A 21,490-nucleotide genomic window follows, 5' to 3' on the forward strand; every position below is an offset into this window, starting at 1 on the left:
CACGATCGGCGGCCCGTTAATGGATGTCGGCTTTGGCCTGTACGGTACGCTGATGATTCTGTGCGCAACCCTGGCTTACGTCCTTGCCCGGTCTGGCCGCTACGAGCGGCACCGCGCCTAGGCACTCCGGCTTTTTTCGCTGACAATAGGCTTTTGGCTTAGGCTTTTGGCTCTATCGGATGGAATGCGGCCTTTGGCCTCTTCTGTTCGGAAACATTGGTCGCGCGGCGGGCTTTAACGGCTGGTTCGTCGAAATCATGGTATTCTTTTTCTACGTCCCCAATCTCATCGTCGCCGAAATGTTCATCCGCGCGGGTCGAAAAGGCCAAGGCGGTTGCTAATTTTGGGGCAGTTGCTCTGCTATTGGTTGCAAGCGCCTTTGTCATCGCCGTGACCTGGATTTTCACTGCTAACGCCAGGGAACCGAGGATGGTCAGCAGCATCATATGAGCCGCCGACAGTTCCGGGCCGGCAGAGCAAGCCGCTCTCGCGCAACCCTGGGGCTCTGTTGGAACCTCGGCCGTTCAGGTCTTGTTCCGACGAATATTCGATCGCACGGTGTAGGAATAGGCAGGTTTTTTGCGAGTTTGGGCATAGAGGTTTGCCGCGCCTTGGGCAACTTAGCAATCAAGTGAATAGCGGGTGTGTTGAGACAATCGAAATCTCGCGAAACTACCTAGAAGGCAAGAATTGTTATGACGAAATGGACGAGCAAAAACATCCCTCCACAACGCGGCCGCTCCGCAGTCGTGACCGGCACCGGCGGGCTGGGTTTTGAGGACGCTCTTGCCTTGGCTCGTGCCGGTGCCAGCGTTCTAATTGCCGGGCGTAATGCTCAGAAGGGCACTGAGGCCGTGGCAGCGATCAAGCAAGCCGTTCCTGGAGCGCAAGTGCGGTTTGGCAGGGTCGATCTTGCCGACCTCGCCTCGATCGCTGGGTTCGCCGCGCAGCTTGCGCAGGACCAAGACAATCTCGATCTTTTGATCAATAATGCCGGGGTCATGGCGCCACCGGAGCGCCGCGAGACCAGCGATGGCTTCGAATTGCAATTCGGCACGAACTACCTTGGCCATTTCGCGCTTACCGCGCATCTGCTGCCGCTGCTCAGGAAAGGGCACAAACCCCGTGTCGTGAGTCTCGGCAGCATCGCTGTCCGGGATGGCACCGGCGCGATCAACTTCGACGACCTGCAGGCCGAGCATGACTACAAGCCGATGCCCGTCTACAGCCAATCGAAGCTCGCCTGCATCATGTTTGCCTTCGAACTGGACCGGCGCAGCAAATCAGCTGGATGGGGTGTGGAAAGCTTGGCGGCGCATCCCGGGGTCTCGCGCACTGAACTCCTTCCAAACGGATCAGGTCCACGGAGCACAGCCGCCAGAATGCGCCGCTTCCTGCCATTCCTGTTTCAGCCCGTGTGGCAAGGCGCCCTGCCCACGCTCTATGCGGCAACCGACCCGTCAGCGCGAGGCGGCGCTTATTATGGGCCTAACGGTCTGGGCAGGATACGCGGCTATCCGGCAGAGGAGAAGCCGGCCAAGCAGGCGCTCGACGCCGTCGCTGCCGCTCTCCTTTGGGATATATCTGAAGAACTGACAAACGTGATATTCGCCTGAAGTGTCACCGGGCCCAGTTCTGCGCCAGGCGATGATGATGACCCGGCGGTTTTGCAAGGAGAGTCCAATCCCGTGATAGTTAGCCAATTTCTCTCTAACGGTCCGTTTGACGTCCCATATCGCATCCGCATCACGAGCGTGTCCTTCACGGGAATGGTCCAAGCCACCAACCGTTTTCCGGCCCGTTGCGCCTCCTGCCCATCCCGGCCGTTCCTCTCCTTTCAATTCAACAACAATGGACCGCAGGCCCAATTCCTGAACGTGTCCTGGAGTCTCACTGATGGCATGGTCGTACGGTTACTTTACTGATCTGAATTATTCCCATGGCTATTATTCAGAAATGAACCCGGCCATGCTGCGCTTAGCTTGTCTTGGCCAGGCGATAGAGTCGCAACTGCGCGACGAGCCGACCTATCTCGAGCTCGGTTTCGGACAAGGGGTCTCGATCAACATACATGCGGCGGGATCCGCTGGATCGTATTGGGGAACGGACTTCAACCCCGCGCAAACGGTGGAGGCCCGCAAGCTCGCCGCAGCTTCCGGTGCCGACCTGCATCTGTTCGACGATTCCTTCGAAGAACTCGCCAGCAGGAAGGATCTTCCCGATTTTGATATCATCGCACTTCACGGTGTTTGGAGCTGGATATCGGAAAGGAACCGAAAGATTATAACGGATATCATCAGGCGGAAGCTCCGCCCCGGTGGGATTGCCTATATAAGCTATAACTGCCTGCCAGGCTGGGCCCCGGTCATTCCAATCCGCGAGTTGATGTCCCTCTATCAGGATTGTGGCGAGGGGAAAAACACGGGACCCACTGGAATGATTGAAGGCGCTTTGCAATTTGTAGGAGATGTCGCAAAGGCCGGTTCGATCTATTTCCAGGAGAACCCGATCGCCGGACATCATCTCAAACATTTGATGAAGCAGGGACCCAACTATCTTGCCCATGAATATTTGAACGCGGACTGGCATCTCGGGCATTTTTCCGACATGGTCCGCAGCCTTGAGGATACCAAGCTTTCATTCGTCGGATCAGCCAGTCTTTTGGGCGGCATCGATGCTCTCAGGCTCAGCGAGGAGGGCCGCAAGCTGCTCTCCCAAGTCGGTCATCCGGTCATGCGAGAGACGGTGCGCGATTATCTTCTGAACAGACGGTTTAGAAGCGACATTTTCATCAAGGGCCCCCGAAAACTGACTGACTCAGAACATCGCGATGCATGGCACGCGCAGGCCTTTGTGCTGCTGAAGCCGTCAGCCGATATTCCGAAAAAGATCCCATGCGGCCCGGGAGAAGTGGAACTGCCAGCTGAAAAGTATGATCCTGTCATTGAGGCCATGTCTGATGACGGATACAGGCTAAAACGCGTTGACGAACTTTTGAGGCATCCCAAACTTCAGGATTTTGAACCCAAAGACGTCGTTGAAGTGCTGACGGTTCTCACCGGAGCAGGATTCATGAGTCCAGCACAGCAACCCTCCGGCAAAGCAATAGAGCAATGCAGGGCGTTGAACAGGCATATTTTGGATCGCGCCCTCGTCAGCATGGATATGCATCATATGGCGTCGCCTGTGACCGCAGGTGGAATCGCGGTATCGCACATGACGCAACTATTCATTCGCGCTTTGAGCGAGGGCAAACGCAGTCCTGATGCGGTGGCTAACTATGTGTGGGACTTTTTGGACAGCATTGGTGAACGCCTGTTGAAAGACGGCAATAGGATTGAATCCAAGAATGAAAACCTCAAGCAAATTGGGATTTCAATAAGCAAGTTCCTAAAGTTCGATCGACCGCTGCTGGAAGCCCTTCAGATCATTGAACCTTGTGTGAATGCCGCATCCTCGATGCGTGGTCAAAAAGTCATGGCTAGCGGCGCAGGAAGCCCTTGAATTTCCCAAAAAGTGTTCCGGCGGCCGTGCAGCCTTATTTAGTGGCAAGCGGCGGCGCGTGAATTTGGAACGAGCGCCCATCCGATATCGCAATTCAGACTGCAACGACAGACGGGCGTAACAAGGTATGACCTGCACCCCATTCTTGTACATTTGGCTACAATTTGATCGTTCGTTGGGACAATCGTGGGACACCCTTCGTTTAAGTTGGTTCCAACCGTTTCTGATGTTTCAGTCGCATGGGATGCGGCGAGAGATGAGGAGCAAGTTTGCAATAGTTCGAAACCGCAGCACACCGTTGCGACGGCTTGAGAGGTAATGTCGTAATTAGAATATAATCGGTCAGGATAGTTCGCAGAAACCCTTAAAGAAGTCGTTTGCCATTTTACGCAGCCGGCTAAGTGTTTCTCGAACTGATCTTTACCGAATTGCGAAGCCATGTCTACATATCTGTTAAATATATATAAGGAAAACAACATGTTATTGATAAACGCGAATGGGGATCGATTGGCTGTTGCTCAACTGCAACGCGAAAAAAAGATGGATCGCGGACGCAAAAAATAGCTTTGACACCTTAAAATATTTCGAGCTTAGTCGCGACGTAAATAGAACACTTATGGAGATTTATGATGAACATTAAGAGCTTGCTATTGGGATCCGCTGCCGCACTTGTCGTGGTATCGGGTGCTCGTGCCGCAGATGCAGTTGTTGTTGCCGACCCGGAGCCGGTGGAGTATGTCCGCGTTTGTGACACATACGGCGCTGGCTTCTTCTACATCCCAGGCACCGAAACCTGCCTGAAGATCAGCGGTTACATGCGCTATGACGCCCGTGCCGGTGGCAATGCATATAATGGCGAAGACCGTGACACTTATTCCCAGCGTTCGCGTTTTTCCCTTCGCGTTGATGCACGCGATGAAACGGAACTCGGCACATTGCGTTCCTATGCCGAGTTGCGTTTCAACTTCGTCGACGGCAACGATGCCGATTCCGTCGAGTTGAACAACGGCTTCATCGAACTCGGTGGTTTCCGTGTCGGTGCGACAGACTCACAGTTCATGACCTGGACTGGCTATATGGGCGATATTATAAACGATGACGTGATCCTGGCAGGTCAGTATGTCACCAACCAGATCAGTTATACTTGGGCTGGTGGCAACGGTCTCTCCGCCATGATCGGCGCTGAACAGGGCATGGAAACCGACCAGGGCTACGGTGATGTCGACTACACCATCGATGATTACATGCCCCACATTGTTGCCGGTGCGCGATATGAGCAGGACTGGGGCAAAGTCTCCGGTGTCGTCGGGTATGATTCGGTTTCCGAAGAATGGGCTGGCAAGGTCCGCTTGGATGTGAGCCTCAGCGACACGATCTCGGCTTGGGTAATGGGTGGCTACAAGTCCAATGGCGACGAGTTCGAGAACAACTACTTCGGCGCATGGCACGGCGACTATGCCGTGTGGGGCGGGCTTGCAGCCAAACTTTCCGAGAAGGCAACCTTTAACCTGCAAGGCGCCTATGAAGAGGACGGTACATTCGCTGCTGCCGCCAACGTAGCCTACGAACTGGTTGCCGGCTTCGTGATCACGCCAGAAATCAGCTATACGTCTTTCGGCGGCGAACGCCAGGACCGGAACAACATCGACGGCAACGAAGATGATGCCTTCGAGGGCATTATCCGCTTCCAAAGGAACTTCTAAGTACAAGCGAAACACGATTCCGGGACACACGCCCCGGAACATTGGGACAGTTCCCGTATTGGGAAATGGCCCATCCTCATGCCGTAGAAGGACTGCGGCCTGAGAAAATAATGATCCGATCTCCAGTCAGGTCATTGTTCATGAAACGGTGGGCTTCGTCCGGCCCACCGTTTTTTTACTGACGAACCCGCTCTGACGTCGGCTTGTAGGAATAGGCAAATTCATTGCAGGTTAGGGCATTCTAGTCATTGGACTCTTCCTCTAGCTTGATGGGAACAGCAGGGCAGATCCCCAACGGTCTTGGTCAGGCATGCTGATTGTTCTGGCCATCCGCATCCTGACTGGTCTTGCTGTGCTAACCCGCAATCCGGCGCATCGCGGTCTCACATTGGCCACGGTGGCCGACGCAACCCGAAACTTCGTAATTCACTCCAAGAAAAAGGGGCATGAAAAATGTCCAATCCCGATACCTCCTGTTGCAGCTTGCCGACACTCACCGCTGTGCACCGAAAAGTGGGCATCGCCAGCCCCCCGCGCGGGAACAAAGCGAGCGCCAAGGGCCTAACACGCGCCGCGCTTGCGGCGGCGGTGAACCACGTTTATATCGCCCGCTGGCTTTTGGACCTGTCCGAGACCCTGATAGCCATGCGATTCAATGAGCAAAATGCGTTGCCAACTACTCGAAATTGGGATGCGCAAGCGGGCAAAGGCAGGGTATAAGCATGGACCCGCTTGGAAGTCTCATTGATTGGATCGCTGTTTATGGCATGTTTGGCCTCTTTGCGATCGGACTGGCCGAGCGTTTCGTGCCCATTCTTCCGTCCTACGGCGTTCTGGTCGCCATCGGCATTGCGTCTGTGGACAGCGCTTGGTCACTCCCGGATGCCATTATCTTTACGACGGCCGGAAGCTTCAGCGGGGGACTGGTCCTCTATCTGCTGGTGCGAGCTGTGGGGCAGGGCCGGTCTATCAAGCTCCTGTACTGGTTTGGCAGGTTGCTCGGCTTATCACCGGCGCGCATCGATAGAACCTTATCGTCGTTCCGGGCGCGTGAGCGAACCCTGATCGTCATTTCCCAGCTCATCCCCGCGGTGCGCCTGATCGCGCCATTGGTTGCCGGGCTTATTCCCGCGAACTTCGGGCGATTTGCCGGAGGGACGATACTGGGCATCGCTCTTTGGAATAGCCTGTTCATCGTCGTCGGATACTTTGCCGTGATAGCAGTTCCCGGGATGAACGCGTTGGTCCTGGCGATCAAGGTGCTGGTTTTCCTCATCGCAATTGAAGTGCTGCTGGCGCTTGCATGGCGATTTGCCGTCCGTCGCCCACGGCGCGCAACCCTGCGAGAAAACCGATCATGACAAACGCGACTGCTGCTTTGATAAGTGCCGCATGCAAGGTGTTGCTTCGACTATGCCGGCCGACCCAAAGGTGGCAATCCAATCATGACCGATAGAATCAATCGTCCCGAACATGTCACGCAATTGCTTGCTCGGCCTGCCGCTGCAACGGAGGTTCATCTGCCGACGAAGTTTGGCACCGTCCCTCCCGAGTGGGTGAAAGACCTTGACCAGGAAGACGAAAAGTCCCCATTACGCAGGCTGGTCATCGCCGGAATCACCACAATCGCCATTGCGTTTGGCGGATTTTTCACCTGGGCCTACTCAGCCGAACTGGGAAGCGCGGCGGTTGCAGTTGGAACCGTGATCATCGACTCGAAGCGCAAAACCATCAGCCATTTCGAAGGCGGCATTTTGGATCGCCTGCTGGTGCGCGAAGGCGATGTTGTAAAGGTCGGTCAACCGCTCGTTAGGCTGGATAACACGAGGGCCCGCTCGGAACTGCGGGCCTTACAGAGCCGGCGGGTCGGTTTGATTGCCAAGCTTGCGCGCCTGCGAGCGGAACAAGCCACCGCGGCCAGGGTCGAATTTCCGGAGGATTTCAGTGCTGGGGATGACGTTGCCGCTCGGAACGCCATGAAGGCAGAGCAGATATTCTTCGAGAAGCGCTCGTCCCAGAAGATGGGTCGTGTCGATGTGCAGCTAAAAACCATCGAACAATATACCGAGCAGGCCAGAGCCTCACAGGTGCAAATAGCAGCGACTGACCGGCAGATCGCCCTGATTACAGAACAACGCGATGCTATCGCCGGCTTGGTCAAAAAAGGGTTTGCGGAGAGATCCAGACTGACAGAGATCGATGCACGATTGAGCGCACTTGCCGGAAGTCGTGGTGAATATGCTGGCGACAAGGCAATAGCAGAACAGGCGAAGGCTGGTGCAGAATTTGCTCTCCATGGCATTGAAAGCGACTTACAGTCGGAAATTGCCGGCGAGATTACGACAAGCCAGAACGATCTTGCCGATACTGAAGAGCGGATTATTGCTGCGAAGGATGTTCTGCGCCGAGTTGAGATAGGTTCACCGCAAGCAGGTATCGTTGACAATATTCGATTGCGTACACCTGGCGGTGTTATTGCGGCTGGAGAAGAAATACTTGATATTGTTCCTGAAAACGAACCGATGGTCGTCGAGATGAGGATCAGTCCGCGCGATATTGATGGCGTGGCAGTCAATTCTGTGGTTCAGGTCCGATTAACTGCATTCAATCAGCGTTCCTTGTCACCCCTCAACGGCAAAGTCACCTATGTTGCCGCTGATCAGCTCATAGATGAAACAGACGAGACGGCTTACTTTGTGGCACGTGCCGAGATATCGGCCCAATCATTGGCCGCCAATCCATCCATCAAACTCTATCCCGGCATGCCAGCAGAAATTCTTATCGTTCATAAATCACGCCGCGCCATCGACTATCTTGCTGGCCCAATTACTGACAGCTTCAATCGGGCGTTCAGGGAAGATTAGTGAGAAAAACTTTTCAACGCATCTGATCGTGGCCTTGCTGGCAAGTGTACTACCCCTGGTTTCCGTCAGGATAAAAAGCTCAAGCACCAGTGTTTTATGACTTTCCAGGCCGTTTGGTCCAGTAAGAGATGTCCGGTCCGGGATGGATCGAAGTTGTCTAGGTCGTTGAGGACCGTCAATTAGCGTAATCACCCCTTTCTTTTCCATCAGGCCCACGGCACACCACGGCTGCCAGCCTGTTCGATCCTTGCGTTTCCACATTCGTGCACAACAGCTAAGATTGCGCGGACACGTCCATATTGCTGCGAGCGGTTCCGTCGAGGAACGGCAGGTGTAACGTTGGCTGACCAGTCAATGCCAAGATCGCGTTCGCCACCGCCGGTGCGATGGGCGCTACCCCAGGCTCGCCCATTCCGGTCGGCCTGTTTGTGGAGGCGATAATGTGGGTTTCGACGACCGGCATCTCGTTCATACGCAAAACCAGGTACTGATCGAAATTGGTTTCCTGAACGATACCGTCCTTTAGCGTGATCGCGCCATAGAGAGCAGCAGACAGACCGAAGCCTATGCTTCCCTCCATTTGCGCTGCGATCTGGCCGTGCGCGATGGCGATACCGCAATCGACGACAGCAACAACGCGGCGGACGATAGGCCGGCCGTCGACCAATCGCACCTCGGCGACCTGGCCGACGATTGTGCCGAACGCTTCGTGAATGGCGAGGCCCCGCGCCCAGCCGGTTTCCAGCGCCGTGCCCCATCCTGCCTTCAGGCAAAGCTCGTCAAGGACTGCCAGCCGTCGCCTATCCCCAACCTTCTCGTAGAACACACGTCGGTACGCTGCCGGGTCGAGGCCGGCCCGCCGGGCAAGTTGATCGACGATATGCTCCATCACCAGGGCGGTATAGGAGTGGCCGACCGAGCGCCATAAGCCGACCACGACCGGAAAAGTTGGGGTGAAGATCTTGCCATCGACGGTCGAAGCGGTCGAAAAATACGGGGAGTGGGTGATCCCTTCGGTAGCCAGAGAGTTCGGCCCAACGGGAAGAAGCGATTGGCAGACGCTGTGGATGCGCCAGCGCGTCGGAAACCCGTCCGGACCCAATTGAACCCACACACGGTGATGCGACATGGGCCGGAAACAGCCGGATGCGATCTCGTCCTCGCGGCTCCACATCAGCTTGACCGGGCGGCCATCGGTCCGCTTCGCGATCCGCACACATTCGACGAGATAGTCGGAGCTCAGGACGCCGCGCCGGCCGAATGACCCCCCTGCCGGCACCACTTCGATGTCGACCTTGCCAGGAATGGTGCGGGCGGCAAACGCTGCATAGACTTGGTCAACCGTCGCCAGATGCGCGCCCGATGTGATCGAGACGTCCCAGCCATTCACCTGGGCAACACAATCGAGTGTCTCCATTGGCGCATGCGCGAGATAGGGAAAGTCGAAGGCGAACTCCGCGACGTCACCACCGAACGGGACCTCAGGATCGTCGCCCTTGGAATCGAATTCTCCCGGTTCCAAATTGCTGCGTCCTGCCGCGATAGCGTGATAGTAGCCGACGAGTTCGTGCGTGGAGCGCGTTTCGGCTTCGCTGTCATCCCATTCGATGCGAAGCGCATCGCGTCCCTGCCATGCGGCAAAGGTCGCTTCGGCGACCACGGCAACGCCGGTTTCGATCGCAAAGACATCGACGACGCCCTTTATCTTGCGCGCGTCGGATGCATCGAACCGCGCCAGCTTGCCGCCGAAGCGGGGGCTATGCGCGACCATCGCAACCAGCATGTCCGGGCGCTGGATGTCCTGCGTGTAGACCTGGGCGCCCGTGCTCTTCGGAAGGCTATCCTTGCGCCGCACCTTGCCGGAGCCGATCAGCCGATAGTCCGCTGGCTGTTTAAGCACCGGCGATTCCGGCGGCCTCTGGCGCGAAGCGTCGGTAAGGAGATCAACGAAGGTGGCGGTGCGGTTTGAGCCTAGATGGGATACGATGCCGCCGCGTACGTTGATCTCGCCGCTCGGAACGTCCCAGCGGACCGCAGCCGCTTTGACAAACATGGCACGCGCCGCAGCACCGGCATTGCGCATCAAGTCCCAATTGGATGCAATGCCGTTTGACGCTCCTGTCATTTGTGGACCATAGGCGCGAAAATTGCTACGTGAATCGATCACGCGCACTCTGTCCCAATCCGCGTCGAGCTCCTCTGCAACGATCGCAGCCAAGCCGGCATGGATGCCCTGACCCAGTTCCTGCTGCCTGCTAACGACCGTTACCCAACCGTCGTCGGCGATGCGAATGAAGGGCCCGAAAGCACTCGGCTCCGGATCGCTACCGCCAGCTTGCAGGATGGAGCCGACGACCTGCATCGGGTTGGTGGCGACATAGCCAACGACCAGCGCGCCGCCGACCAGCGATCCGCCAAGGATAAACCGGCGGCGAGACATCCGAAAGCGCCGTTTCTTGGCTGGTGTATCGGTCATGGACATTCTCCTATCGGGCTTAACCGGCTCACTGAGGGCACCCTGCACCGGTTTCGAGCCAAGCTTTGATCAACGCCCCGAACTGCGCCTGAGTGCCGGGTGCAGGTGTGCGGTCTGCGCCTGGATGCCAGGCCCAGCCGACCAGTCCGTCCTCCGTCATGTGATGGAGCAGTTCTTCGCGCGTCATATGCGACCGTGCGGGGTCCAGAAGCTGCCGACAGATATCGCCAAGCCGCTTGCCCTGCCAGGCCATTTCGATCGGCGCGAGCATCCATGCTGAATTGCCGGGCACGCCGGATGGCTCGAAATTCGTCTCGCCATGGCAGGTCGAGCAGCGCAGCGTCGCAGCACCGCCTCCATCCAGACCACGTGTGACCCATGGCACATGGGCGCGCATGGCATCAGTCTGCGTCGGCCGATCGGTTTGCGGATGACAATTCATACAGCGTGGATGCTGGATGACGCGTCCAGCCTCCTCGAACAGCGCAACCGAACGTTCGTTCAGATCGGCTATCGCAGCGAAGTCAGCGGCCCGGCGCAGGCGTTCGACCTCGGCAGGCTGCAGCTTGGTTTCGATGGGCTGTGTCTGTGGCATGGTTCCAGGGTACAGCGCGTAAGCAAGGCCGCCCGCACCCGCCACCAAGATCAGTCCAAATATGGACAAGAGCCCTACTTTAAGTCGACGACGCAAGTTTCCGAAAGCGGATGCACGCCAACTCATGTTGGTGTACCCAACTTCAATGCCGCTTCATGGATCGCAGCGCGAATCCGGTTGTAAGTCGCGCAGCGACAGATGTTACCGCTCATGGCCAGATCGATATCGCGGTCGGTGGGGCTTTCGACGGTGCGAAGCAGCGCGATCGCGCTCATGAGCTGCCCGGACTGACAAAAGCCGCATTGCGGGACGTCGAGCGCAACCCACGCCTCCTGGAGCGCCCTCACGTCAGCGCCTTCTACAGCCTCGATTGTAGTGATCCTTGCGGACGAAGCCGCCTCAAGTGAGAGCGTGCATGAGCGCGTCGGAACATCGTTGATGTGCACGGTGCATGCGCCGCACTGCGCTATTCCACAGCCATATTTGGTGCCGGTCAGCTTCAGCGTGTCGCGGAGCACCCAGAGGAGTGGAGTCTCCCCGTCATCTTCGACGCGGTGAACCTGGCCATTGACGGAAAGCGTGTAAAGCATGAACAACTCTTCGGGTTTCAACGAATTTGCCGAGAGACTATTCTTTTCCCGTCCTGACGAACACGCGCGATCCTTCAGAAAAACTGCCCATTCCTACAAATGCCTGCATGGCCCTTTCGTGACGAATGAGGGCAGGATCCGGGAAAATGGGGCCAGCTATGAGGACGAGCGAAGCGTTCAAGATCAGAAATTTAGGAATAGTTCGATCGAAGTACTAATTGGTGAAACCCGATTGATTTGAGAACAGGTGCTCCCTCGCTGAGGGCCAGTCATCAGTGCAGGAGAGCTGTTACTACATTTGGTCGGCTAGTCTTCATCTCTCGAATGCTCGGTACATTCCAGCCGTGGAGACATTGACCCAGATGGCCATACCAACGGGGCGGGTCGGCAGCGATGGGAAAGCCCATAACCGCGACGGTCGCGGCTATGGAAAGACGCATGCGGCAAAACCTGTGAAGGCTTTGCCGCCCGAAGAAGCTCTAGCTGTCCAGCGCCGCCTTTACCCGTTCTGGAGTGAAGGGATAGTGACGAAGCCGCACACCGCCGGTGAGCCGCGCAACAGCATTGGCGATTGCCGGACCGGTAGGGGGCAGACCTGCCTGACCAATGCCGCCAAAGGGACTCCCCGGCGTCGGCACGACAGCCACCTCGATTTCAGGCGCCTCGGACATGCGGATCACCCGATACGTGTCGAAGTTCGACTCCTGAACCTCGCCATCGATAACGTTGATTTGCTCGAACAGCGCATGACCGGTCCCGTTGGTGATGCCGGTCATCATCATGGCCTCGATATGGAGGGGCTGGATCGCTACACCAGGATCGATCGCGCACCAGACCTTATGCACCCGGATGACGCCGGTCTCCCGGTTGAGTGAGACCTCGGCCACCTGCGCGCAATGGGAACCGAAGGCATCGGAATAGGCCAAGCCGAGCGCCTGGCCGTTCCGCGCCCGATCCCAATCAGCCATCTGGGCAACAGTCTCGATCACCTTGCGCGCGCGCGGCTGGTCCTTGAGCAACTCCAACCGCAGCGCTAAGGGATCCATGTCTCTGGCGGCAGCAATCTCGTCGATGACACATTCAATCGCAAACCTTGTATAACCGACCCCCACCGCGAACCAGAATCCGATAGCGAGACCGTTGTCTTGACGCAGGTATTCGATCTGATGGGCTGGCACGGCGTAGTTGAATTTTGCTCCCTCGGTCACCACGTCGTCGTGTCCGCCGGCTTGCTCGAAGACCGGCGGCAGTGTGCGTGCAAAGATCGAGTCCGCTACGATACGATGCCGCCATCCGATGATGTTGCCCTCGGCATCGAGCCCGACCCTGACGTGCTGTGCCTCCAAGGGCCGGAACTTGTCGTAGCGGACGTCGTCCTCGCGACTCCAGATGACCTTGACCGGTCGACCCTGCACCGCCTTGGCCAGCGACACCGCGTCAACGATGAAATCTGCCTCCGCCTTGCGCCCGAAGCCGCCGCCGACGAAGGTTGTATTCACCTTGACCTTGTCAGGCGTGGTGCCCACCACCTCGGCGGCAAAGCCCTGTGTGCCAGTCGGGCCCTGGGTGGGCGCCCAGATCTCGACCCTGTCGCCGGTGACAAGTGCCGTGGCATTCATCGGCTCCATGGTCGCGTGGGCGACGTGGTCGCTCATATAGTCGACTTCTATCACCCTCGCGGCCCCGGTGATCGCCGCCTCAGCGTCACCATTGGCGTGCGCTGAAACGCCTTGCTGCTCGAGGTCGCGGCCGACGGCGCGGTATTCGTCCAGCAGCCGCTGGCTCGTGTAGCTTCGGACGCGTGATGTCGTGCTCCAGGTCACGTTTAGTAGGTCTTTTGCACGCTTGGTCGCTTCAACCGTCTCGCCAATGATGCCGACGCCGTAGGGCAGCGGAACAATATGAGTGACGCCCGGCACCTTGCGCGCTTCAGCGTCGTCGATGGTCTGGGGTCCTTCGTCCTGAACCGGTGCCCGTAGGACCGCTCCGTAGAGCATCCCCGGAAGCTGGACGTCGATACCGAAGATCGCGGTGCCATTGACCTTCGAGGGTACGTCGATACGCCCGATTGTTCGGCTTCCGATATAGCGCCAGCGGTCGCTTGGCTTTAGATCAGTCTCTGCCGCTTGCGGCAGCGGGTCCGGAAGCACGGCCTTGGCAGCGATCTCACCGTAGTCCAGCGAGCGGCCTGAAGATGGATGCAAGACCCTATGGGGCTCGGTCTTGAGCTCCCTCACTGGCACATTCAGCATGCCAGCCGCGCCGGCTAGCAGGATCAAGCGTGTCTGGGCACCGGTCAGGCGGAGCAGTGCATGGTAGCCGCGTGTCGATTCGCTGCCGCCAGTGAGCTGAACGCCATAGAATCCGGGATTGCCGTAGGTCTCGGCATCGGAGGGAGCCTGCACGACCCGCACACGGTTCCAGTCGGCATCCAGTTCCTCGGCGACGAGCAGTGGCAGTGTTGTTGTGATGCCCTGACCCATCTCAACGGCTGGGGCGATGATGCTGACCGTTCCGTCCCCGCCGATCGTGATCCAGGCGTTGGGACGGAACTCTCCTTCGGCGACGGCGGCCATGGTCGCGCCGTAGGCAAGGTCGACCAGCGTTCCGAATGAGACCGCGATGCCGAGGCCGCCAACTGTCATCAGGAAGCTGCGCCGCGAAAGTACGCGGGATTGAGCCTTCAATATCTGATTCATCGCTTAGCCCTCTCTCGCTGCTCGCTCAATGGCACTAATGATGCGGACATAGGTCCCGCAACGACAAATATTGCCGTCCATGTGAGCGATAATCTGTTCGCGCGTGGGGCCGGGAGTATGCTCGAGGAGCGCTGCCGCCTGCATGATCTGGCCGGACTGGCAGTAGCCACATTGCGGCACCTGCTCGATAATCCAGGCCTTCTGCAGCGGGTGGCTGGAATCTGGCGATAGGCCCTCAATGGTAGTCACCTTCCGCCCCGCAACGTCCTCAAGGAAAGTCTGGCAGGAACGCGCCGGCTCTCCATCGATATGGACAGTGCAGGCGCCGCATTGCGCAATCCCGCAACCGAATTTGGTACCGGTGAGCTTCAGATGCTCGCGGATCACCCACAGGAGCGGCGTATCCGGTTCGGCGGCGACATCAACCGCATTCCCATTAATCGTGAAGGCTGTCATGAGTGCTTCTCCTTAATCTGGTGATTGGCTTTCGAGGTAATCGATGATTGCGGCTCGTTGCGCCGCATCGGGGACGCTGACAGTCATCCGTGTCCCGCGCACCATCTGCCGCGGGGCGGCCAGGAAGGTGTCAAGTGACTGGCGGCCCCAGGTGATGCCCGAAGACTGCATTGCGCCGGAATAGTTCGCGCCTTCGACGCTGCCGGCAACGCGACCGATGATGCCAAGGAGTTGGGGACCCATTTTGTTTTGTCCCGGCTCGATGTTGTGACAGGTGGCGCAACGTTGCCGAAACAAGCGCTGTCCATCGGCCTCCTGAGCGGTGGCCAAAAAAGGATAAACCAAGGCAGCAAAAGGCAAGAGGGCTGCGAGCAGAGCGCCCGCCGGTCGCTTGATGCGGCCGGTTGTCGGTGCGGCTGCGGCATGGATCGTGTTGGAAATCATCGTATCGCCTCCATATTCAGGCGATACGATAGTTATGCCCGTAAGAACGATCTATGCTTGGAAATCCGTCATACCTTTTCAATCGTCCGAGTTTGGTGCTGGAGACCTCTGCAATAAGGGTGTGTCTGTTTCTTCGAGCGACACCATCGTAGCCACCGCTGTTGCAGGAGACAAACATGTATCTGCCCTGCCAACCAACAATGAGCATGATGTGCACTTGGCCGGGATTGGCAAATAACTGAGAGGCTTCTCGTCGCCCCGGACGGAGCTCGGTTCCGGTCGCAACGTCGCGCTCGTCGGGGATTTCACCTTGTCCAAAGAAACCGCGTACACGGCAATTCGTCTGTTTTCTAAATGCCTGCCGACATCTCAGTTGTCATCCGGATCATGTGACCGGCACCAATCGTTACATCTTCGGCACAACCAGGGGACATCCCAATGGCAACATACCGTTAGTGAAGCAATTGGGAGAAGGCAAATGCAGATCGGACTTTGGGAACTGCGCGAGCTCAAACGAGCGCTCGCTACTTTCTGCGACGATAATAAACTCGAATTGACGGATGAAACCGCGCTCAAGGCGGCGCAACAGCTGCTCCAATTTGCCCAGCAGGGAGCGCAGAGCTCCGATCAGTTGCTCCGTCAGCTACGCTCTCAAGACGTGCGTCCGCCCCAGAAGTTCGGCCGCAGCGAGCCAGCTGTGCGCCAAAACAAGGATGCTCATCCTCCTCCGCGATAGCTGAGTGACACATTGATACACTTTGGGGGGCCTGCGGCACACCCACGCGACAACTCCCCATTACGTTCCGGTAACCGCCATGGCGCAACGGTTGCGTGGGGTGTGCCACCGAACAACTTTTCCATGGTGTTTCGAATGATCCGACCTTTCCGACGCGTCCTGTTCCAAATGATCATGGTGACTTGCTGGTCCCTTGCCTTGTACGGATCCAACCCCAATGTCGCGGCCCAGCAGTCAGGCAAGACGGAAGTTCCGGAAGTAAGCGTTCAGACATTGCAGCAAAGAGACGTGACGCTTACGCGCGAATTGCCAGGAAGGGCGAGCGCCCATCTGGTCTCTGAGGTCCGGCCTCGGGTAACGGGTACCATCCTGCGGCGGGTTTTCAGGGAGGGCAGTCTCGTTGAGGCCGGCGACGTGTTGTACGAACTCGATCCGACGCCCTTCGAGGCCGCTTATCGAAACGCGCAAGCTGCCCTTCAGCGGGCGGAGAGCGCGGTTCCAAGTGCTCGAGCGCGGTTCGATCGCTACCAGAGGCTGAGCACCGCCAATGTGGTCAGCCAGCAGGAGCTTGACGAGGCGCGAACCCAGTTGCTGCAGTTGGAGGCGGACGTTGCAGCGGCGACAGCAGCGGTGGAAACGGCTCGGATCGAGCTCGCCTACACAAAGATCGTGGCGCCGATCAGTGGTCGCGTCGATGGTTCGGCTGTCACGCAAGGCGCTTTGGTCACCCAGAACCAGGCGCAGCCTCTGACGACAATTCGTCAGCACGACATCATCAATGTGGATCTTGTACGGTCGAGCGCCAGCCTTCTGGCGCTGAAGGCGCTCACATCCAACAGCGCCAAATCAAGTGAAAAATTTGTAACGGTCGAGCTCAAGCTTGAGGACGGTTCGCGCTACCCGATTCCCGGCAAGCTGCAGTTCGTTGGATCTTCCGTCTCGCAATCGACGGGAATGGTCTCGTTGCGCGCCGAGTTTCCAAATCCCGACGGCACCCTGATGCCGGGGATGTATGTGCGTGCGCTGATCGAAGAGGGCTCTGTGGAGAACAGTTTCCTCGTACCGCAGCGTGCCGTTTCCCGCAACCCCCGCGGCCAGGCAACTGCAAGATTCGTCAACGGGGAGATGAAGATCGAGGAGCGTATTCTCACCGTCGATCGCATCATCGGCAACAGCTGGCTCGTCACCGCCGGCGTCACCGAGGGCGACCGCGTCATTGTCGAGGGATTCCAGCGAGCGGGAGTGGGGCGGCAGGTCCGGATAAAGGATGTGATTGTTGAAGATCAGACGGGGGAACTGAGAGATGTGCAGCAAGCCTCTGCACCGTCGCGCGAGCCACGACGCGATGCCCAAGATCTCGCGAGATCGCCCACCCCGTCGCTTCAATAGGATTCTACATTCATGTCCCGCTTCTTCATCGAACGACCGATCTTTGCCTTCGTCCTCGCCATTGCAATCATGATGGCGGGCGCTTTGTCGATCCCAGCGCTATCGATATCCCAATATCCGCAAATCGCACCGCCTGCCGTCCGGATTACCGCGAACTATCCCGGAGCCGACGCAAAAACGGTGGAGGATTCGGTTACCAAGGTGATCGAGCAAGGCATGACCGGGATTGACAACGTCGATTACATCTCATCGAACTCCGCAGCGACTGGCGAAGCTTCGATCACGCTTACTTTCACCAGTCAAGCCGATCCAGACGTGGCGCAAATGCAGGTTCAAAACAACCTCCAACTCGTTGAGGCGCGGTTGCCGCAGGCCGTGCTCGACAGCGGATTGACGGTCTCGAAATCAACGGCGAGCTTCTTCTTGATTGCCGCTCTGGCATCTTCCGACCGGAGTCTCAGCGGAAACGATATTGCCGACTTCATCGATACGTCTCTGATGGACTCGTTGCGAAGGGTGCCAGGGATCGGTGAGGCGCGGCTTCTAGGTTCTGACCGCTACGCAATGCGAATCTGGCTCGATCCCGACAAACTGGCACAGCATGGCTTGATGGCCAGCGATGTGACGCAGGCTGTGCGCGCACAAAATACCCAGGTCTCCGCAGGGCAGCTCGGTGCCCTGCCGCAACGAAGTGGCCAGCAACTCAATGCGACGGTCACGGCCGGGAGCCGCCTGCAGACGGTAGAACAGTTCGAGGCGATCATATTGGATAGCGCCGCCGATGGCTCTGTTATCCGCCTCAACGACGTTGCAAAGGTTGAGCTCGGGGCCGAGAGTTACAACAATTCGAGTACATATAGCGGCACGCCGGCTGCCGGGATCGGTTTCAGGCTGACGGCCGGCGCCAACGCGTTGGAGACGGCCGAGGGCATACGCGCCGAGATCGAGCGGCAACGCGTGAATTTTCCGACGAGCGTGGACGTCCATTATCCCTTCGACACATCGCCTTTCGTCCGATTGTCCATTGAAGGTGTGGTGGTGACCCTCATCGAGGCCATCGTCCTCGTCTTCCTGGTCATGTATCTGTTTCTGCAAAACATCCGGGCCACGATCATTCCGACATTGGCCATTCCGGTCGTGTTGCTCGGAACGTTCGCCGTCCTGGGGCTGTTTGGTTATTCCATCAACACGCTCACAATGTTTGGCATGGTGCTCGCTATCGGTCTCCTGGTGGACGATGCCATCGTCGTTGTCGAGAATGTCGAGCGGGTCATGGAGGAAGAGGGCCTCGGTCCACGCGAGGCGACTATCAAGTCAATGGGCGAGATCAGCAGCGCCCTGGTCGGGATAACAACCGTTCTGGCCGCGGTGTTTATTCCGATGGCGTTTTTCTCAGGCTCCGTCGGCATCATCTACCGGCAATTTTCAGTTACCATCGTCACGGCGATGATCCTGTCGGTTCTTGTCGCGTTGGTGCTCACGCCAGCTCTTTGCGTAGCGCTCCTCAGAAAACCGAAACATGGGGTCGCCAAGGCCACGCCGTTTCGATGGTTCAATGCCGGGTTTTCTGGCTTCACGAACATCTACCAGCGGACGACCCATGCCCTTCTTCGCCGCATTGCCATCAGCGTCGTCCTGTTTATCGCAATTGCCGCTGGAGTTGGCGCTCTCTTCACTAGCCTGCCTTCCGCCTTTCTTCCTGAAGAGGACCAAGGGCGTCTTGTGACGGCGGTGCAGCTGCCACCCGGCGCAACGGCTGACCGAACGCGGCGGGTCCTTGATCAGGTGATCGAGCATTATATGACCAATGAGCGTGATTACGTTGAGGGAATTTTCGGCTCGGTTGGCTTTAGTTTTGGGGGGCAAGGGCAGAACGTAGCAACCGTATTCGTAGCTCTCAAGGACTTCGAGCAAAGACGAACCCCTGAGTCCAGCGCGGCGGCGATTGCGCAACGCGCCATGGCCGCTTTCCGGAGTATATCGGATGGCCGCGTGGTCGCGCTTGCTCCCCCGGCGATCCCCGGCTTCGGAAACAATAGCGGCTTCGATTTCTTTCTCCGCGACACGGGCAATGCCGGGCACGAGGCCCTCATGGCCGCACGCAACCAGCTCCTGGGCGCCGCCACACAAAGTGAGAAATTGACCGGCACCCGTCCGAACGGACAGGATGATACGCCGCAGTTTTTCATATCTATCGATCGTGACCGCGCAAGCGCGTTGGGCATCGAGCTGTCGGATATCGACGCGACGCTGTCCACCGCGTGGGGCGGCACATACGTCAACGATTTCCTGGACCGTGGCCGCGTGAAGCGCGTATATGTGCAGTCCGGCGCGGAGTTTCGCATGCAACCCGAGGACTTCGAGCGCTGGCACATCCGAAACAATGCGGGTGAGATGGTCCCGCTTTCCTCGTTCTCGACCGGGGATTGGAGTTTCGGGTCGCCCCGGCTGGAGCGGTATAATGGTGTCTCTGCCGTGCAATTGCAGGGTTCGCCCGCGGCGGGCGTGAGTTCTGGGCAATCGATGGAAGAGATCGACCGCATGGTCGAAGATCTGCCGGAGGGCTTTTCACACCAATGGACCGGATTGTCGGCGGAGGAACGTCTTGCAGGCAACCAGGCTCTCCAGCTCTACATCATCTCGGTGATCGTCGTTTTCCTGGCTCTGGCGGCACTCTACGAAAGCTGGACGATACCCTTCTCCGTGATGCTTTCGGTTCCCGTGGGCATTTTGGGAGCCTTGGCCGCGGCAAGCTATTTTGGTCAATTGAACGACGTCTACTTCAAAGTCGGGCTGCTCACGACGATCGGGCTCACGGCGAAGAACGCGATCCTGATCGTCGAGTTTGCGACGGTGGAGGAGTCGAAAGGAAAGACACTTATCGAAGCGACAATAGAGGCTGCGCGTCAGCGCCTGCGTCCCATTCTCATGACCTCCTTTGCCTTTATCTTGGGGGTCTTGCCGCTGGCGACCGCCTCGGGCGCCGGCGCTGGCAGTCAAAATTCCATCGGCGTCGGAGTGATGGGCGGAATGATTTCCGCGACACTTCTCGGCATATTCCTGATCCCGGCGGTGTATGTCGCAACACGAATGTTGACCAGGATGGAAGCGTCGAGATCGCCTCGTTCTCAGCCGGCAGCCGATGCGCCGGCAAAGTAGCATAAAGGCCGAAACGCCAGGAACGACGTCTTGCCAGTCCTGTCGCCATGCGCAACTGAAAGGCTAGGAGCTGTGAAACTTTGATACACTTTTTCGGCTGCGATATCCTGCTGTTTAATGTATCGTTCGGGAAATGAGGTGCCAATATGGACGATGCCGCGCATATAGTGGTTGTTGATGATCACGGCGATATTCGAGATCTCGTTCAACAATATCTTGAACAGCAGGGGTACAAAGTCAGCGCTGCAGAGGGCGGCGCTGCGCTGCGCCGTCTGCTCGAAAAGCAGGTTATTGACCTGATCATCCTTGATGTGATGATGCCTGGTGAAGACGGGCTCTCCATCTGTCGCCATCTGCGTGCATCAACTGGAACCCCCATCATTTTTCTGACCGCGATGGCGGACGATACAGACCGGATCATTGGACTGGAACTTGGTGCGGACGATTATCTTGTGAAGCCTTTCAATCCCAGGGAGTTGTTGGCTCGCATTCGAGCCGTATTGCGCAGATCCGGCAATACGCCTTTGCAATTCGCCGGCGCAAATCCGAAGAATGTCCGTGTCGGACCCTGGCGCGTCAATTTGGGACGGCAAGAGATTTCCGGTGATGACGGCGTTGGGATTCCTCTTAGCTCAGCTGAATTCCGCCTGCTAAAAGTTTTCATCGGGCGACCGGGACTCGTCTTGAGCCGCGAGCAGCTTCTTGATCTGACAGTTGGTCGAACCGCCGATATCTTTGATCGTAGCATCGATAATCAGGTCAGTCGTCTGAGAAAGAAAATTGAGAACAATCCCAAAAATCCGACGATCATCAAGACGCATTGGGGTGGGGGATACAGTCTTTCGGCGGAGGTGTCGTTAGAGTGATAAGAATTT

At 57.6% G+C, this 21,490-nt stretch carries 17 protein-coding genes; 10 read left to right on the forward strand and 7 right to left on the reverse strand.

All coding sequences use genetic code 11. The features are described from left to right. Positions 1-158: 158 nt before the first annotated feature. Positions 159-446 (reverse strand): hypothetical protein, encoded by a 288-nt coding sequence (locus V9K92_RS02075; protein WP_337353098.1) that lies wholly within the window; start codon positions 444-446, stop codon positions 159-161. 249 nt (positions 447-695) lie between these two features. Here V9K92_RS02075 and V9K92_RS02080 point away from each other — a divergent pair, with 249 nt between their 5' ends. From V9K92_RS02080 to V9K92_RS02105, 6 genes are all read left to right on the forward strand, one after another. Further along, a complete protein-coding gene (locus V9K92_RS02080; protein ID WP_337353099.1) occupies positions 696-1,616 on the forward strand; it encodes an SDR family oxidoreductase in 921 nt (306 codons plus the stop codon). Between the two features lie 280 nt (positions 1,617-1,896). Next, positions 1,897-3,504: a class I SAM-dependent methyltransferase gene (locus V9K92_RS02085; RefSeq protein WP_337353100.1), complete on the forward strand. Its 1,608-nt coding sequence runs from the start codon at positions 1,897-1,899 to the stop codon at positions 3,502-3,504. Positions 3,505-4,133: 629 nt separating this feature from the next. Then, positions 4,134-5,207 carry a porin gene (locus tag V9K92_RS02090; protein WP_337353101.1) on the forward strand — a complete coding sequence of 358 codons (1,074 nt, stop codon included), beginning with the start codon at positions 4,134-4,136 and terminating at the stop codon, positions 5,205-5,207. Positions 5,208-5,660: 453 nt separating this feature from the next. Beyond that, complete coding sequence (locus tag V9K92_RS02095) at positions 5,661-5,927, forward strand: hypothetical protein (protein ID WP_337353102.1); 267 nt, start codon at positions 5,661-5,663, stop codon at positions 5,925-5,927. Positions 5,928-5,929: 2 nt separating this feature from the next. Next, on the forward strand, positions 5,930-6,568 hold the full coding sequence (locus tag V9K92_RS02100) for a DedA family protein (RefSeq protein ID WP_337353103.1): 639 nt from the start codon (positions 5,930-5,932) through the stop codon (positions 6,566-6,568). A gap of 84 nt (positions 6,569-6,652) precedes the next feature. Next, positions 6,653-8,071 carry an HlyD family type I secretion periplasmic adaptor subunit gene (locus V9K92_RS02105; RefSeq protein WP_337353104.1) on the forward strand — a complete coding sequence of 473 codons (1,419 nt, stop codon included), beginning with the start codon at positions 6,653-6,655 and terminating at the stop codon, positions 8,069-8,071. Positions 8,072-8,345: 274 nt separating this feature from the next. Here the strand turns inward: V9K92_RS02105 and V9K92_RS02110 are convergent, their stop codons facing one another. From V9K92_RS02110 to V9K92_RS02135, 6 genes are all read right to left on the reverse strand, one after another. Next, a complete protein-coding gene (locus tag V9K92_RS02110; protein WP_337353105.1) occupies positions 8,346-10,547 on the reverse strand; it encodes a xanthine dehydrogenase family protein molybdopterin-binding subunit in 2,202 nt (733 codons plus the stop codon). Positions 10,548-10,575: 28 nt separating this feature from the next. Continuing rightward, positions 10,576-11,268: an Isoquinoline 1-oxidoreductase subunit gene (locus tag V9K92_RS02115; protein WP_337353106.1), complete on the reverse strand. Its 693-nt coding sequence runs from the start codon at positions 11,266-11,268 to the stop codon at positions 10,576-10,578. Next, entirely contained in the window at positions 11,265-11,732 is a 468-nt protein-coding gene (locus V9K92_RS02120) for a (2Fe-2S)-binding protein (RefSeq protein ID WP_337353107.1), read from the reverse strand. The genes V9K92_RS02115 and V9K92_RS02120 overlap by 4 nt, the downstream gene beginning before the upstream one ends. Before the next feature lie 479 nt (positions 11,733-12,211). Continuing rightward, a complete protein-coding gene (locus V9K92_RS02125; protein WP_337353108.1) occupies positions 12,212-14,431 on the reverse strand; it encodes a xanthine dehydrogenase family protein molybdopterin-binding subunit in 2,220 nt (739 codons plus the stop codon). Positions 14,432-14,434: 3 nt separating this feature from the next. After that, positions 14,435-14,887 (reverse strand): (2Fe-2S)-binding protein, encoded by a 453-nt coding sequence (locus V9K92_RS02130; RefSeq protein ID WP_307278375.1) that lies wholly within the window; start codon positions 14,885-14,887, stop codon positions 14,435-14,437. Positions 14,888-14,899: 12 nt separating this feature from the next. After that, positions 14,900-15,331 (reverse strand): c-type cytochrome, encoded by a 432-nt coding sequence (locus V9K92_RS02135; protein WP_337353109.1) that lies wholly within the window; start codon positions 15,329-15,331, stop codon positions 14,900-14,902. Positions 15,332-15,809: 478 nt separating this feature from the next. Here V9K92_RS02135 and V9K92_RS02140 point away from each other — a divergent pair, with 478 nt between their 5' ends. From V9K92_RS02140 to V9K92_RS02155, 4 genes are all read left to right on the forward strand, one after another. Then, positions 15,810-16,067 carry a hypothetical protein gene (locus V9K92_RS02140; protein WP_337353110.1) on the forward strand — a complete coding sequence of 86 codons (258 nt, stop codon included), beginning with the start codon at positions 15,810-15,812 and terminating at the stop codon, positions 16,065-16,067. A gap of 135 nt (positions 16,068-16,202) precedes the next feature. Further along, positions 16,203-17,456, forward strand: coding sequence for an efflux RND transporter periplasmic adaptor subunit (locus tag V9K92_RS02145; protein ID WP_337353111.1), 1,254 nt, complete (start codon positions 16,203-16,205; stop codon positions 17,454-17,456). A gap of 12 nt (positions 17,457-17,468) precedes the next feature. Next, positions 17,469-20,615 (forward strand): efflux RND transporter permease subunit, encoded by a 3,147-nt coding sequence (locus tag V9K92_RS02150; RefSeq protein ID WP_337353112.1) that lies wholly within the window; start codon positions 17,469-17,471, stop codon positions 20,613-20,615. 146 nt (positions 20,616-20,761) lie between these two features. Continuing rightward, the gene (locus V9K92_RS02155) at positions 20,762-21,481 is read left to right on the forward strand and encodes a response regulator (RefSeq protein ID WP_337353113.1); all 720 of its coding nucleotides are present in this window, start codon (positions 20,762-20,764) and stop codon (positions 21,479-21,481) included. Positions 21,482-21,490 lie beyond the last annotated feature (9 nt).

The organism is Phyllobacterium sp. CCNWLW109 (assembly GCF_037203905.1).
Taxonomy (GTDB): domain Bacteria; phylum Pseudomonadota; class Alphaproteobacteria; order Rhizobiales; family Rhizobiaceae; genus Phyllobacterium; species Phyllobacterium ifriqiyense.